This window comes from Longimonas haloalkaliphila, assembly GCF_055379825.1.
This window is the reverse complement of the sequence record NZ_AP043948.1, coordinates 2,036,759-2,052,109: the sequence shown is the minus strand read 5'-3', so window position 1 is coordinate 2,052,109 and position 15,351 is coordinate 2,036,759. Positions and strand designations below refer to the sequence as shown.

The following is a 15,351-nucleotide window of genomic DNA, read 5'->3' as shown; positions in this document are numbered from 1 at the left end:
ACAGCGCAGCTGCGCCGTCTATCATCTTTTTTCGCTTTGCCTTCTACTCTCCTATGCGCCGATTCGCTTCTACCTGTATCGTCCTGCTGTTCTGCCTGTCTGTCGGGTTTTCTGGGCCAGTACAGGGCCAAGACGTTCTTGTGCCGATGGACGACGCCCAGACCAACCACCTGAAAGCCTATGGCGCTGCGTTCTGGATCCTTACCCAGAATCAGGAGGCTGACTGGCTGCTGAACTACCGCGGCGGCTCTTTTCTGATGAACGCCTCCGATGCGCTCGAAGAGGAACTCCGTGTGCGAGACGTGTACTACGAACGCCTCTCAGCCTCCGAGTCTGCCGAGCTTGTGAATCGTGTCGAGTCCGACGGTAACAACCAGGCCGCGGTGCGCCTGGAAACGGCTCCCGAAATTGCGGTGTATGCTCCGGATCAGACCGTGCCGTGGGACGATGCCGTGCTTCTTGCACTCACTTACGCCGAAGTGCCCTACGACATGATCTATGACCGGGAGGTGATCAGTGGCGAGCTGAGCAACTACGACTGGCTCCACCTGCACCATGAAGACTTCACCGGACAGCTCGGCAAGTTCCTGCGCTTCCGTAACACGTCATGGTACATGGAAAAGCAGCAAGAAGCCGAAGCCGTTGCGTCCGAGTTTGGCTTCCGTAAGATCAGTGAGCTCAAACTGGAGGTCGCGCAGACGATTCGATCGTACGTCGAGCAGGGCGGCTTCCTGTTCTCGATGTGCCTTGGCACCGAAACCCTCGACCTTGCACTGGCAGCCCACAGCACCGATATCGTCCCGGAAGAGTACGACGGCGACCCCGTCGACCCAGATGCCCGCGAGCGTCTTGACTACAGTCAAACCTTCGCGTTCAGAGACTTCCAGCCCGACCTCAATCCGCACAGCACCGACCACTCCGACATCGATAGCGGGCTGCCGCCTCCTTCCATGCGCGACCCGTCGCTCGACTACTTCACGTTGTTTGACTTCAGCGCTCAGTGGGATCCGGTGCCGACCATGCTTACGCAGAACCATGTTTCTACCGTGCCTGGGTTTGTCGGGCAGACCACAGCGTTCAACGCCAATATGGTTAAGGATCACGTTGTCAACTTGGCTGAGATGCCCGCTCGTAACGAGGTGAAATATCTACACGGCGGCCTTGGCGAAGGCACGTTCACCTTTTTTGCGGGGCATGACCCCGAAGACTACCAGCACTTCGTCGGCGACCCGCCCACTGACCTCAACCTGCATCCCAACTCGCCCGGCTACCGGCTTATTCTGAATAACATCCTCTTTCCAGCTGCGACGCCCGAGCGACAGCAGACGTAGAGCTGTGGCTTAGTAATGCATACTTTGTAGCTTAATACTGCATTTAATCGCGGCACCAACTACCCGCTTTGGGCCTGCACCTCGTTTTGGGCCTGCACCTCGCTATCTTCCTTTATAAAGGCTCTTGACCGCACGTTCACGGGCTCCTAACATAACGCAAATGAGGTTCAGCAGCGTGCGCTCAACACGCCCGTTAGACTCTCCCTCCCCTATCGACGGGCTTTGATCGGGCTTCTCAACTTTGGCACGCCTCTGTCGATCAGCTCGTATCGGACCCGCTACATCCATCGAGTTATCCAATCGAACCCTCGACCGGAGTCGATTCGAACCAGATTTATAGCCCGACCTGATGATAAGTTTGGCGTGTCACCGATTTGACAGTTAAAGGCACACTCATTACATTAACGGGCATTCATAGCGGATGCGAGCGTTTGGCTATAACGCTACCGGGTGTTACAGCTTTTCCCATCCTGATTCGCACACTTGCACGCTGGTATGCTTTTTCTCCTCCGGTCTGATTCCTCCTTGAATGGACACCGTATTTGCCTGCGCGCTCTTTCTCACAGACCAGTTTTCAGCGGCAGATAGAGATCTGCTACGTGTTATTTCCACGTACACGAACGACATGTCCCGTCCTGAAGGCTCTTTGCTCTACAAAAGCCTCTTTGGACTTGCAGCCTTCGGGTGCCTTGTTAGTGCCTGGCGTGCACGCAGCCTGAATCAGCCTGAAGCGCGCCGTGGACTGGTTGCTCTTCTCCTTTCAAGCGGACTATGGGCAGCCAGCCAGTTTGGGGTTTTCTTCGTGCACTCGACCAGCATCGCGAAGGTAGGGTATACGATCAGCCTCACGGTAGGCTTTTCTACGGTCTGGGCCTGGCTCTACTTTTGCTCTGCCTATACCCGGCGCTCTTTGCACCGCTCCGCGCTGGCAGTTGGTAGCGCTGCGCTACTGTTTGTTATCATTGCCCTTCTCAAGATAACCAACCCCTGGCACGAACTCTACTTCGGCATTGTAGAGCGTTCAACGCCTTTCGCCAATTTTGCCATTGAACGCTACACGCTTTACTGGATAACAACGGGCATCTCTTACGTGCTCGTATCTCTCGGCTTCTTTATGCTGGTCAGTCTGTGGCGCCAGACGCGTGGCGGAGTCGCCCCGATGGTCGCGCTGTTTGGACTCATGGTGTTGCCCGTTGCCATAAATATTATGGGGGTCTTTCTTCCAGAAATAGCTGGGCTGTATCATGAGCCTCTGGGTGTTGCTCTCTTTGCAATAGGTGTCCTCTTTGTGTATCAAGACCGTCTTATGGCGGCCCCTGAAGTAGGGGGGCGCGAAGAGCCAACACTTCTCCTGCGTCCGAATGGCACAATTTACAGCTACAACGCCCCTGCAGAAGAAATCTTTGACGGCCTCAACCGGTCCGCACTGGGGAAGCCGCTTGCCGATGTACTGCCCTCTATAGCCAGGTATCGTGCAACACCGAGCGCGCTCATTGAAATCAAGAACCAGCAAGACCCTCGGTACTACCAGATTGCGGAGAGCCGCATACGCCTGGACCACTTTCATGCTGAGCTGCACCTTACGGTACTTGCTGATGTGACCGAACAGCAGCGCCAGATCCAGGAGAAAGATCAGTTTGTGGAGTCGATCGCGGAGAGCGTCTCCGACGGAATTTTTCAAGTCACACTGGATGGATACATTCGTTACGCCAATCGGGCAATGGCTCGCATGTTTGGCTATGAGACTCCAGATGCGCTGTACGCTACGCATCACAAAGATCTGTTTGCCACGGGGTCACAACTCGGCCATGTGTTGAATGCGCTCAGATCAGACGGCGCTTTCACGGGCAAGATCGTTTATCAACGAGCCGATGGATCTACGTTTACCGGACGTGTGAACGCGACCTTGGTCCTCGACGCAGACGGCGAACCGGCTTACTGCAACGGGGTCTGTGCCGACCTCACCGTGCAGAAAGAACGCGAGCAGGCACTCCGCACGGCCAAAGAGGAAGCCGAAACGGCCGCGCAGCTTAAAGAAAGTATGTTGGCGAACATGAGCCACGAGATTCGTACGCCTCTTACGGCTGTGATTGGATTTGCTGAACTTCTCCAGAACCAAACGTCTGGCTCCCAGAAACGCTTTGCCGACCACATATACGAGAGCGGACGGCGCCTGGAGTCTACGCTCGACTCAATGCTTAACCTCTCTAAGCTGGAAAGTGGGGCGTGGACGCTCAACCGAAGTCCCGTCTCCCTGGTGAGTTTTGTGGAAGAGGCCCTCTCTCTCTTTACCCCACAGGCCAATACTCAAGGGGTTGCTCTGCATGCAAATTTCCCTTCACATAAAGATGGGGACCAAGGCACCGAGCTGGTGCTTTTAGACGCAGAGGCATGCCGCCGGGTGCTATATAACTTGATCGATAATGCCATCAAGTTCACACCTGCGGATGGATGCGTAACGGTGCGGACAATCCAGGAGGCTGACTGGGTCTGCTTTGAGGTTGAGGATACGGGTATTGGGATCTCCAGATCTGCTCAAGACACGATTTTTGATTCATTCGTGCAAGAGTCGCAGGGCACCTCACGTGCATATAAAGGATCGGGGCTTGGCCTTTCTATCGTCCGTCAGTTTGTGGACATGATGGATGGGAGCATCACGCTGCAGAGCCAAAAGGGGAAAGGGAGCCAGTTTACTGTACGCATACCGCTTCCGCCTCAGCATTGAGACACCGGCCGATGTCCACCTGCTGCCATGCGAACCTACGCGCCGGCACATGTCGACGCTACCGCACCACAGCGAGCCGCTTCGTAGCTGTGAAGTCCGCTCCCTGGATCCGTACAAAGTAAGTGCCTGAGGCCAGACGACCAACCGGAAGCGAGATGCGCTGCGCTTCAAACGCAGGCACCTCCACCTCAACTACGGTGCCGACTGCACGCCCGAGCGTGTCGTAGAGGCGGATGCGCAGCGTCTGTGCTTCATTGACAGTCACCCGCACATCCGACTGTGCCCGTGCTGGGTTGGGCATGGGCCCTACAACCTGCCGGGGCTCGTCGATCAGCGTTGCGTTGCGCTCGGTGCGCGCAACAGGCGATCGGTTATCGGCGTTGTCGATGGCAACCAACCCAAAGTAGAGCGGCGTGTCGCGAGGTAGATCATGCAGGTGGATGCGCTCGGGCGTACCCGCGCTGTCGGGTGCGGGCACATTGTGCACCGGCGTAGCCTGCGCAAAATCGGCATCTGTGTCGATGGGCTGCTCGGCGTACCGCAGGTCATAGGTGGAGGCGCGGCCTCGTGTCTCGTCGTCGCCGGTGGCGGTCCAGGATAGCTCAACGCCCCTCCCCGACACCTCCGCGACCCGAAAATCCCCAATTGCTGCTGGCGCAATCAGGTCGGGCAGCTCAACCGGCTCGTCGACCGCCGTAATCGAAGAACGTCCGGCTGCGTTCTCGCTCTGAATGGCGATGTAGTAGGGCGTTTCTGGCCACAACGCATTGGCCTCGGCCGCTTGCTCGGTACCGGGCGCCTGTGGTAGGGGTGCGGGCAGCGGGCGCGCACTCTCAAAGTCGGCCGGCGTCGCAATCGGTGCTGTGTCTATGCGGAGCCGATACCGCTGCACCAGGTTACCGGTGCTATACGCCGGGGCCGACCAGCGTAACAAGGCATGACGGGTGCCTGTATCCGTCGCCGTGAGCGCTTCGACGGGCGGCGGCACATTGAGATGAGCCCCCTGCGCAGCACCGTCGAGTGCTTCTGCACCGGTGCCTGCCGGGTCGAGCCAGTCGCGCAGCCGTGTGTCAGGGGAGTTGCCCTCCCAGGCCACTGCCAGGCGCCCATACCAGTCGGGCTCGTTTACACCGCAGGCCGCAATGCCGCCCGAAAGCACACCCGCTACGCGCTGCGCCTCGTCGTACAGCGGCGCCCCGGAAGAGCCGGGCTCGGTCGTCCCCACATCCCAATCCGAGATGCGGAGGTGGGTGCCGTCGCCTGTAGTGTTCTCGGCATATTCGGTGATTGCAGCAGCGTCGAAGTCAAACGAAATGCGCTTGGCAAACCCACCCGGATGATGAATCGTCGCGGATGCCGATGGCGCCGCATCGGCTCGCGTCCAGCCGCTGTAGAAGAGGTCATAGGCCGGTGAAAGCGGCTCGGCCACCTCCAGCAGCGTAATGTCGGGGCCTCCGCTGATGCTTCCGCTTCCGACTGTGGCCCGCAGCACGGCCCCGGTACTCGTTTCTTCGAACGGATCTGCGTCAGACGTGGTACCGCTGTCGCTACTCCCGGGAGGACGGCAGGTCGCGTGTTCGTAGTTCCAGTAGAACACGGCGGTGTCGGCCTGCTCCTGCGCATCCATGCAATGCTGGGCCGTGAGAACGTACGGCGCAATGGGCCCCTCGGTAGTATTCAGAAGCGAGCCACTGCACGAGAATTGGAGTCCGCCACGCACGTAGGTGATGCGCGTCACCGAAGCGACCTCGTCGCGCCAGTCGTCGGCTTCGGAGCATGCCGTATCGACATTGCACCACCCAGAGGCATGAGGCTGTAGCGGATTGAACGGCGTGTCTGGCGGGGCCCAGCCGTGTCCCACATGCACCAGGCGGGTCGGCAACGCGTCAACAGCAGCATCGGCAGGTACTGTTACCGTGATGAGGGCGGTTTCTCCGGAAATAACGGGGGTGTAAAGCACGCTGCCTGCCTCTTCGGCGGTGTACGGGCCGCGCTGCTGCGTACTATCGGGGCGCGACACCATCAGCTGTGCTCCCGCGGGCAGGTCGAACGGACGAAAGCCCAGGTTGAGCGTCTCCGCGCCGGGGCTCGTAACAAGCCCCTGACCGACGCGGGAGCCGGTGCCGGAGTCGCGCCAGGCCACCAGGTCGGTGAGGCGGCGTTCGGTAGTGCGGGCCGAGGCGAACGGCTGAGGCCCTGACGGCGCGTCGTGCCGCAGCGCAGGACGATCTGCCTCCGAAAGCGCATCGAGCCTGTAGTGCGGGCGGTCGCGGTTCTCCTGCGCGACGCTCTGCACGGGGGCAGACGCGAGGCTCAATAGCAAACCAGCCAGCATGAAGAGAAGGGCGCTACGCATCCGCCTGTATATCTGATGCTTGTATGTTTATGCCTGTGGAGCTGTTAGTTGGCCCCTTCTTGGTTGGCCTCTTCGGTCGGGTCGAAAGCGCGCACGCGGGCGTCCATTCCTTCGACGGTATCGACGAGGTCTGACTTATACGCCTTCATAGCGGCCTGTAGATCCGCGTCGTGCGCCCCCAGAATCTGGATAGCGAGCAGCGCCGCGTTCTTGGCGCCGTTAATCGCGAGGGTTCCGACGGGCACGCCACCCGGCATCTGAACGACCGAGAGCAGCGAGTCGAGTCCGTTCAGGGTGCTGGTTTTAACGGGCACGCCGAGCACCGGCAGCGGGGTGCTGGCAGCGATCATGCCGGGCAGGTGCGCCGCGCCCCCGGCTCCGGCGATAATCACCTTTAGGCCGCGTTCGGCGGCGGTTTCAGCATATTCATGCATTACGGCAGGCGTGCGATGGGCCGACAGCACCCGCATTTTGTAGGGCACGTCGAACTCATGCAGGATAGCTGCTGCGTCGCGCATGACCGGCAGATCCGATTCGCTCCCCATAGCGATACCAACGAGCGGGGTGTCTTCTGTAGAAGGCATGGTCAGGTGTAAACTGGTACGTAGAACAGAGTAAATGCGCATGCTGCATTTTTACAGCACGATGCGCTGCGCCGCCTCTTCGGCCTGAGCACGTGCCTCTTGGGCGGAGTCGGCGAGCGCGGTAACGTGGCCCATCTTGCGGTTCGGGCGCACCTCGGGCTTGCCGTAGATGTGGACGTGCGTGCCGGGTACATCGAGCGCAGCGCGCCAGCCGTCGGCGTGGGGCGGCGTGCCCTGACGGCTACCGAGCACGTTGACCATAACAACATGCGGAGCTACCAGGTCGGGGGCACCCAGCGGCAGGTCGAGCACCGCCCGCACGTGGTTCTCAAACTGGCTGGTCGTGCAGCCTTCGATGGTGTAGTGCCCTGTGTTGTGCGGGCGCGGGGCAATCTCGTTTACGAGCACCTCGCCGTCTTGCGTCTCAAACAGCTCTACCGCCAGGAGTCCGACGCCTTCGACGGCATCAACGGCATCGCGCGCCACGGCCTGTGACTCTTCGACGAGGGCTTTCTCGACGGGGGCAGGCGCTACAACGGCATGGCAGCGGTGGTCGCGCTGCTCGGTGTATACGACCGGATACGCGACCGAGGTGCCATCGGGGCGGCGGGCAATCTGCACGGCAAGCTCACGCACAAAGTCGATGCACTGCTCGACAAGCACGCCATCGTCGGCGGCCAGGTCATCCCAGGCATCGTCGACCTCCGCAGGGCGCTTCACCAAGCGATTGCCATAGCCGTCGTAGGAGCCCTCGTACTGCTTGAGCATGAGCGGCCAGCCCAGCTCGTCGGCAGCGTCATGCACAGCCGCCCGCGTTGCACAGCGCCGATAGGCAGGCAGCGGAATGTCGTGCATCGCCAGGCGGTCGTTCTGGACGCCCTTGTGCCGGATCCACGTGAGCGTCTGCGGACTCGGCCATATGGCGGTGCCTTCGGGGCAGACGGGCGCGAGCGTGTCGGCCGGGGCCCACTCGCTCTCGACCGTAACCGCAGTGCAGCCGGTGGCAAAGTCGCGAAGCACCTCTGGGTCGGTCCAGTCCGCTACCGTTGCGTTGGCGTAAGCCTGCATCGGACCTGCGTCTTTCGGGGACAGCAGCCGCACATTGATGCCAAGACGCACCGCCTCAGCCGCCATCATCTTGCCAAGCTGTCCGCCGCCTAAGATACCGAGTGTCGGAAAAGAAGTCACAGAAGTAGGGAGATTGGTTTGCGGGTTTAGCATTCAGTTGGTGCAGGCTGTTCGGGGCAGGCTGTTGGTTGCCAGCGTGGACTGCCCGGCCAACCATATTTGATCGAGCTACGCCTCCTCAAACAGACGGCGTAGCTCTTCTTCGCTGTCGACCAGCACGTCGCGGGCTTTGGTGCCAGCGAAGGGGCCTACGATACCGGCTTCCTCAAGCTGGTCTACAATGCGTGCAGCTCGGGTATAGCCGATCGCCAGCTTGCGCTGCAGCAGCGACACCGAGCCCTGCTGGCGGCGTACGATGATGTAGGCCGCCTCCTCAAACAACTCGTCGGTGTCTTCCACCCCGAGCAGCACGTCGGGGCCGTGCCCCGACTCCTGTAGCGAGGGCAGCGTGTACGGCGCCATCGGCGGCTGGTCGCCAATGAACCCGTTGATACGCTCCACCTCCTCAACCGACACGAACGGTCCCTGCAGGCGCTGAAGCGAGCTGCCACGTAAGAAGAGCAGGTCGCCGTTGCCGACGAGCCGCTCGGCCCCAATCTGATCCAGAATAGTGCGCGAGTCGACCCGCGAAGCCACCTCAAAGGCCAACCGCGACGGGAAGTTGGCCTTGATCAACCCGGTAATGACGTCGACCGACGGACGCTGCGTTGCCAGGATCAGGTGGATGCCCACCGCACGGGCTTTCTGCGCCAGCCGCGCGATCGGCCCCTCAATATCGTCGCCCGCCGTCATCATCAGATCGGCCAGCTCGTCTACGATCACCACCACATACGGCAGCTTCTGATGGCCCGCATCCGCATCCAGGTCGCCAGCTGCCCACTTGCGGTTGTAAGCACGAATGTTACGCACTCGCGCGTCTTGCAGCAAGTCGTAGCGCTTCTCCATCTCCTCCTCGCAGCTTTTCAGCACGCCGCACGCCTCGTCGACATTCGTGATCACCGTATCCTCGATGTCGTCCGGGCGCGCCATGAAGTGGTCTTCCAGCAGCGCATACTGTTGCAGCTCGATCTTCTTCGGGTCGATGATAACGAACTTCACGTCGGAGGGGTGGCATGCGTAGATCATGCCCATGATCAGCGCGTTAAGGCCGACCGACTTCCCGCTTCCGGTGGCTCCGGCAATAAGCAGGTGGGGCATCTTGGTGAGGTCGGCCAGAAAGACCGTACCTTCAATCGACACCCCCAGCGGCAGCGGTAGCTCCATCTCGGCGTCACGGAAGGTCTTGGTAGCGATCACGTCGCGCAGGCGCACCAGCTGGCGGCTGCGGTTCGGGATCTCCACGCCGACCGCCGATTTGCCAGGAATCGGAGCCAGAATGCGGATGCTCCGCGCAGCCATCGCCATCGCCAGGTCGTCTTCGAGCGACTTGATGCGGCTCAGCTTAATGCCCGGCGCCGGGGTCATCTCGTAGCGGGTTATCGTCGGCCCCACCACCGCCGTGATGTCTTGAATCTCGATGTTGTGCGTGGCCAGCGTGTCGAGCAGGATCTGCTTGTTCGTCTCCAGCTCCTCGTAGTCGACAGCCGGATCTTCCTCGCTCGACGCGTCGAGCAGGTCGAGCGGCGGCGGCTCGTAGGGCACCGGCTCCGACGGCTCGGTCTCCGGCTCTACCGGCACGTCGTCGGCCGCCTCCTCTCGCTCGGCGGGCTGCACCTGCATATCCATGTCGTTCGGCGCATCCGGGTCCGCCTGCAGCGTAACCGGCTCAGAGGTCGACTCCGACGTGTCAGATGATGCGTTAGAGGAATGCGAAGCCGCAGACGCCCGGTCAGAAGGTTCCGACGCGCTGTGGTCTGCGTCTGCCCCGGTGGATGCCCGATTCGTGCGTGCGGAAGGAGCCGCTCCTGAAGAGGGATTATCACGCGCAGCCGGTTCCTCCCCCGACAGTTCCTCCCCCGACAGTTCCTCCCCCGACAGTTCCTCCCCCGACAGTTCCTCGCCCGACAGTTCCTCGCCAGATTCTTTGTTTCTCGACTTGTCTCTCGACGGCTCATAGTGAGCGCCGGGGTTTTCCGGGCGGTCTTGCGAGGATGGCGCGGGGTCGCCCGCCGGTGTTTGCTCTGTTTCAGCGCGCTCGGCGTCGGAGTCTGATTCGCGTTTGCGGCGGGCCCTCCGGCGTGCCTGCTCATCCCCGACCCGCTCGGCAATCGCCCGGATACGGTCGCTCACATCGTCGAAGCGAATCACACCTGGATTTTTTTCGGGCAGTGCCTCTTCCTGCGAAGCCTGGTCTGCGTCTGGCCCAGCCGGGGCGTCTGATCGGGGAGCGTCTTCTTCGCGCTGTGCCGCGCCGGTTGAGTGCGTAGACGACGGAGAGCCAGGCGTTTCGGAGATAGGCGTTTCAGGGGCAGGCGTTTCTTCCGGCGAAGCTTCTTCGGGCGAAGCCTCCGCGGTAGCGGGGGTATGCTGTGCAGGAGCTGACGGTTCGCCTGCGGCATCGGGCGGCGGGGCGGGCGCCTCTGGGTCGGGGGGCGCCTCGTCGGCCTCATCTTCGGACGAAGGCTCCGCATCCGACCGCACCAATCGGAATCCGGGGGCATTGGGCTCGGTGGGGTCTTTGATGCGTGGCGTGTCGGACGCGGCGTCCTCTTCTTCGGGCGGTGTGCCGTACTGCGGGCGCGGGCGGTTTTGCCACTCGACATAACGGGCCTGAATCCACTGCCAGGCATGCTGTGCGCCCGTGGCGATGGCGGCGCCCACTGCTTTTCCGATAACGATGAGCCGATCCGTAGCGCTCTGCACATCGCCCTCGGTCGCGAGCAGTCCGCCAACCACAGCAACGACTGTTAGCACAAGCAGGGTACCAACGATGCCCAGGAGCTGCGTGAACGTTGCGGCCACGGTTACGCCCAGCGCGCCGCCCCAGCGCACCATAGGAATGCCAAAGGCCTGCCCGATCCATCCGAGCAGTACGCAGATGAAGACAGCTACGCCCAGCGCGTTGAGTGCCGGGCCGAGCATAGGAACCAGCGACTGGTGCCGAAAGACCCGAAAGCCAAGCCAGGCGAGGAGTCCGCACAGCACGAGCGCCGGGTAGCCCATGAAGTTTGGGACGAAGATCCATGCGAGCACCGCCCCCATGTATCCAAGCCAGTTGAGGGTACCGGTACCTTCCTCGGGCATCCCAAACATGGCGTCGAAGAACGACACCTGCTGCAGGTAGCGGTCGTCGGCGGGGTGGTACGAAACGAAGGCCAGTGCCAGCAGCGCTGCGAACGTCATACACAGCACGCCGAGGATTTCTTCTTTGCGCGCTGTGCTAAGCAGCGGCTCGCTGCTGGTGGAGGGCGATGATGAAGCCATACGGACAGGCAACGAGGCGTTTATGAACAAACACGAGGGCGCTGAGCATAGCAGAGACGAGCGCTATCCGTCAGCTCATTCAGGCAGGTGCTCGTCCGCTGACGTAATTTTTCTTTGCTACGAGGAGCGCATTTCTGCTGCGCTGCGTCCGGATGCTATGGATCCATTCTGACGCTACCCGCGGTAGGCCATTTTTGAAAGGCAATCGAAGTAAGAGTCTGTTGTGGTTTTCCGCTTCGGGATGCAAGGCGCTACCGAAGCCCGTTTACAGGCCTGGCCCGGTCAGCTGGCAGCAGGCACGTCGGCATATGCTACAAGCCGGTTGTCCGTATAGTACGGAAGGATGGGCAGCTGGTCAATTCGAAAGCAGTAATCAATATCTTCAGCGTGGCCGTTGCGGGCCAAGCGGCGCGCATGGGTCGCATTGCGCAGGGTGTCGCCGAGGCTTGAGCGGTTATATAGAAAGAGCGAGTGGGCTGTATGTGCCGCATCGGAGACGTGGTTGGGCTCGCTCCCCTTCCAGAGCCGGTGCAGGATGGCTCCGGCGCAGAGCGTATCTTCGAGCGCTACGCGGTTTTCGTGGCCAGCACACACAAGAACCACATTGATATCTTGCTCACGCAGGAAGTCGGCTACGCGGGTTACGTTCAGGAAGGAGCCTGCGACCAGGTGCTTCGCGGTTTTAGCTCGGTCGAAGGCCTTGGTGCCATTGGTCGTATTCAGGATCACATCGCGCCCGTGCACTTCTTCTTCGGTATACTCCAGGGGCGAGTTGCCGAGGTGGTAACCGTCAATCTTTTCTGCGTTGCGCTCGCCCCCGAGCCGGAAGACATCGGGGTCGAGGTTGGCGGCAATCTTGCCGGCCTGTGCCATGTCGGGGACAGGCATCACTGCACGGGCCCCGTTGTAGAGCGCCGTATTAATGGTGGAGCAGGCCCGAAGCACATCGATGACGACAACGGCCCGGCCGCGCACGTCGTCTTCAGCAACGGTTGTGTGAGTAAGGAAAACCTCTACGCTCGTGGCACTCATAAACTGTACGTGGTTGGTGTGAGCAGTGCGTGGGAACGCCGTTCAGTGCGCACAGAAAAGACGTTGAGGCAATCGTTTTCCGTTAGCCGCAGGATTCCCTTCTGCAGCGGGTTGCTTTTTTGCTTATTGCCTCTTCTTAATAGTGTATCACAGCGTACTATTGCGCTCCTGCAGACGTGCACAGGATACGCAACGTGCATGGGTGTGCGTGTGCGTCTGGCCCCTACTTGTACAGTGGGGGTTTGGCGACCTCTACGGCCACGGTGCGGCGCCCTTGCACCGATAGTGACGTGCCAGGATCGGTATATGTGGATTTGTTGGGCACGTAGCCCAGCCCGATGCCGCTGCTGAGCGTGGGGGACTGCGTGCCGCTGGTTACGGGACCGAGCACGGTACCGTCGGCATCGATGAGCTCGTCGCCAGCACGCGGGATGCCGCGTTCCTGCGCTACAAACGCAACGAGCTTGCGGTGAGGCCCCTCTTCCTTAACAGCACGCAGCGCCTCGCGCCCGATGAAGTCACCTGCTTCGAGCTTTACGATCCATCCCAGTCCGGCTTCATACGGATTGGTTTCTTTGCTGATGTCGTTGCCATGCAAGCAGAACCCTGCCTCCATGCGCAGCGTGTCGCGCGCCCCCAGTCCAGCAGGCAGGAGCCCGTCATCGGCGCCGGCCTCAAGCAATGTATTCCATACGAGCGCGGCGTCTTCTGGGGGCACGTACAGCTCGAGTCCCGGCTCGCCGGTGTAGCCGGTACGCGAGATGATGGCCCGGTCGCAGTCGATGAACGAGCCGTCGTTGATCTCGATGAAGTGATAGAACTTGAGCTCGTCAAGGGCCGGATCAACAAACGGGCGTGCAATGTCGAGCGCTTTCGGGCCTTGCAGGGCCAGCAGTGCATACGCGTCAGAGCGATTCGTCAGCGTGGCCCCCATCGGGTTGTTCTCTTGCATCCAGCGCCAGTCTTCCGCGCGGTTGCCCGCATTGATGACGAGCAGGAAGTGATTGGCGGCACGCCGGTAGACCAGCAGGTCGTCGATGATACCTCCCTCGGGTGTGCACATAGCGGTGTAGAGTGCCTTGCCGTCGTAGAGCGCCGATACGTCGTTGGTCACCAGGTGCTGCACAAACGCCTCTGCCTCCGGCCCCGTTACGTCGACCTCTCCCATATGACTGACATCGAAGAGTCCGGCGTTGTTGCGCACAGCTTCGTGTTCGGCAATGATACCGCTATATTGCACCGGCATGTCGAATCCGCCAAAGGGCATCATGCGGGCGCCGAGTGCTTCGTGCACGTCGTAGAGCGGAGTGGTGGCAAGCGTGTCGGCCATGGTACAGGTAAGAGGTAGATCGTGGAGGCAATTGCGATGCGTAGGGCGCCTGTGTTATTGATTTAGTATAGGGGCTTCCCAGAGAGGATTCCACTGCCCACCCCCGATTTCATGCACATTTGTGGCACGTAGGGGCATTGACCTTACGGTGCAGGCCTGTCTTTCGTCTAACGTGCGCCGGTCTAATTCGGATCTAATTGGCATGTGCCTCAAAGCCTTCTGCATTGAGTGCATCGAGCGCTGCGCGGAGGGCTTCAGCGGTTTCGAAAGCCAGGCGGAACGTTCCGCCTGTCCCGTCGCGCACGCGCAGCAGCTCGATATCGCGGACCGACACGCCCACCCGTGCCAACGGTTTGGTCATTTCGTGCAGGGCTCCGGCCATGTCGGGCACCCGTACGGTGCAGTCGTACGCCGGACGCATGAGTCCGGATGCACGCTCGGGGAGCTGAGCGCGGGCCTCCTGCGCTTCATCGAAGAGCGCTTCGAGCGCCTCCATATCGCCCATAGCGACCTGGCGCTGCACTGTCTGCAGCCGACGCGTGAAGTCGGCCAGCGCGTCGAGGATGCGCCCCTGGTTGCCAGCCAGGATCTCACGCCACAGGCCGAACGGCGAGTCGGCGATGCGTGTGAGGTCGCGAAATCCGCCGGCGGCCAGCGCAAGGGTGTCGTCGTCGGCCGCTCCGGCGTGCTGCATGAGCGCAACGGCCAGCAACTGCGGCAGGTGGCTCACGCGTGCCACGATGCGGTCGTGGGCATCGGGCGACAGAATAATGGGGGTTGCGCCGACGGCCTCAACAACGGCATGCATGGCATTGAGCGCAGGCTGAGGGGTCGAATCGGTTGGGGTTAGTACGTAGGCGGCATTCTCGAAAAGGATCGGGTCGGCTGCATCTACGCCCGACGTTTCGGCACCAGACATCGGGTGTCCGCCGATGAACGTCACGTGCTCGGGAAGCACCTCGTTGGCGTGGTCGACAACAGCCTGTTTCACCGACGCGACGTCGGTGACGACTGTCTCTTCGCTCAGGTGCGGCGCAAGCTGCTCCATCGCGGCGAGGATCTTCCCGGGAGGGAACGCGAGCACAACGAGGTCGGCCCCGTCTACCGCTGCCCCCATCGATGCCGCCTTGGCGTCGATAATCCCCCGCTCCTCGGCTCGCTCAAGTACCTGGGGGCGATCGAAGCCGACGATCGTGCAGTCGCTGTTGTGCTGGCGCAGCGCCCATGCCAGGGAGCCGCCAATGAGTCCGGTGCCAAGTACCGCGCACCGTTCAAAGGGGAAATCAGTCATGCAGCAGGGATATCGTTCAGAGTAGACACATGCGAAGCGGGCAAACAGACGGGCTGATTTGCTCAGGGCTCGGGGACTACGCCTTCGCCTCATTCATGAACGAGTCTGCAGGGCGGCTGTTCACAGAAGGGCCTTCATCGTATTGTTGACCATACTGCTGGCCACCCTCTGCCACGGTACGCCCCCTGATCCGTGGCCGCTGTAGCCCCTT

At 61.1% G+C, this 15,351-nt stretch carries 9 protein-coding genes; 2 read left to right on the top strand and 7 right to left on the bottom strand.

All coding sequences use genetic code 11. The annotated features are described in order from the left end of the window. Positions 1-53: 53 nt before the first annotated feature. Together ACZ48V_RS08020 and ACZ48V_RS08015 are read left to right on the top strand one after the other, a co-directional pair. Positions 54-1,331, top strand: coding sequence for an asparagine synthetase B (locus tag ACZ48V_RS08020; protein WP_464538231.1), 1,278 nt, complete (start codon positions 54-56; stop codon positions 1,329-1,331). A gap of 625 nt (positions 1,332-1,956) precedes the next feature. Beyond that, positions 1,957-4,056, top strand: a complete 2,100-nt coding sequence (locus tag ACZ48V_RS08015; protein ID WP_464538230.1) for a sensor histidine kinase — start codon at positions 1,957-1,959, stop codon at positions 4,054-4,056. 58 nt (positions 4,057-4,114) lie between these two features. Here the strand turns inward: ACZ48V_RS08015 and ACZ48V_RS08010 are convergent, their stop codons facing one another. The 7 genes from ACZ48V_RS08010 to ACZ48V_RS07980 form a co-directional block, all read right to left on the bottom strand. Continuing rightward, a complete protein-coding gene (locus ACZ48V_RS08010) occupies positions 4,115-6,412 on the bottom strand; it encodes a T9SS type A sorting domain-containing protein (protein ID WP_464538229.1) in 2,298 nt (765 codons plus the stop codon). A gap of 44 nt (positions 6,413-6,456) precedes the next feature. Continuing rightward, complete coding sequence (purE, locus tag ACZ48V_RS08005; RefSeq protein ID WP_464538228.1) at positions 6,457-6,996, bottom strand: 5-(carboxyamino)imidazole ribonucleotide mutase; 540 nt, start codon at positions 6,994-6,996, stop codon at positions 6,457-6,459. A gap of 51 nt (positions 6,997-7,047) precedes the next feature. Continuing rightward, complete coding sequence (purK, locus tag ACZ48V_RS08000) at positions 7,048-8,184, bottom strand: 5-(carboxyamino)imidazole ribonucleotide synthase (protein ID WP_464538227.1); 1,137 nt, start codon at positions 8,182-8,184, stop codon at positions 7,048-7,050. A gap of 108 nt (positions 8,185-8,292) precedes the next feature. Continuing rightward, positions 8,293-11,487 (bottom strand): DNA translocase FtsK, encoded by a 3,195-nt coding sequence (locus ACZ48V_RS07995; RefSeq protein WP_464538226.1) that lies wholly within the window; start codon positions 11,485-11,487, stop codon positions 8,293-8,295. Positions 11,488-11,769: 282 nt separating this feature from the next. Beyond that, the gene (locus tag ACZ48V_RS07990) at positions 11,770-12,519 is read right to left on the bottom strand and encodes a 2-phosphosulfolactate phosphatase (RefSeq protein ID WP_464538225.1); all 750 of its coding nucleotides are present in this window, start codon (positions 12,517-12,519) and stop codon (positions 11,770-11,772) included. A 223-nt stretch (positions 12,520-12,742) separates the two neighbouring features. Continuing rightward, on the bottom strand, positions 12,743-13,849 hold the full coding sequence (gene gcvT, locus ACZ48V_RS07985) for a glycine cleavage system aminomethyltransferase GcvT (RefSeq protein WP_464538224.1): 1,107 nt from the start codon (positions 13,847-13,849) through the stop codon (positions 12,743-12,745). Between the two features lie 193 nt (positions 13,850-14,042). Then, positions 14,043-15,140: a prephenate dehydrogenase/arogenate dehydrogenase family protein gene (locus ACZ48V_RS07980; protein ID WP_464538223.1), complete on the bottom strand. Its 1,098-nt coding sequence runs from the start codon at positions 15,138-15,140 to the stop codon at positions 14,043-14,045. Positions 15,141-15,351: the final 211 nt, after the last annotated feature.

Coding starts and splice junctions, on each gene's coding strand:
- ACZ48V_RS08020 (WP_464538231.1), top strand. CDS start 54: ATGCGCCGATTCGCTTCTACCTGTATCGTCCTGCTGTTCTGCCTGTCT.
- ACZ48V_RS08015 (WP_464538230.1), top strand. CDS start 1,957: ATGTCCCGTCCTGAAGGCTCTTTGCTCTACAAAAGCCTCTTTGGACTT.
- ACZ48V_RS08010 (WP_464538229.1), bottom strand. CDS start 6,412: ATGCGTAGCGCCCTTCTCTTCATGCTGGCTGGTTTGCTATTGAGCCTC.
- purE (WP_464538228.1), bottom strand. CDS start 6,996: ATGCCTTCTACAGAAGACACCCCGCTCGTTGGTATCGCTATGGGGAGC.
- ACZ48V_RS07995 (WP_464538226.1), bottom strand. CDS start 11,487: ATGGCTTCATCATCGCCCTCCACCAGCAGCGAGCCGCTGCTTAGCACA.
- ACZ48V_RS07990 (WP_464538225.1), bottom strand. CDS start 12,519: ATGAGTGCCACGAGCGTAGAGGTTTTCCTTACTCACACAACCGTTGCT.
- gcvT (WP_464538224.1), bottom strand. CDS start 13,849: ATGGCCGACACGCTTGCCACCACTCCGCTCTACGACGTGCACGAAGCA.
- ACZ48V_RS07980 (WP_464538223.1), bottom strand. CDS start 15,140: ATGACTGATTTCCCCTTTGAACGGTGCGCGGTACTTGGCACCGGACTC.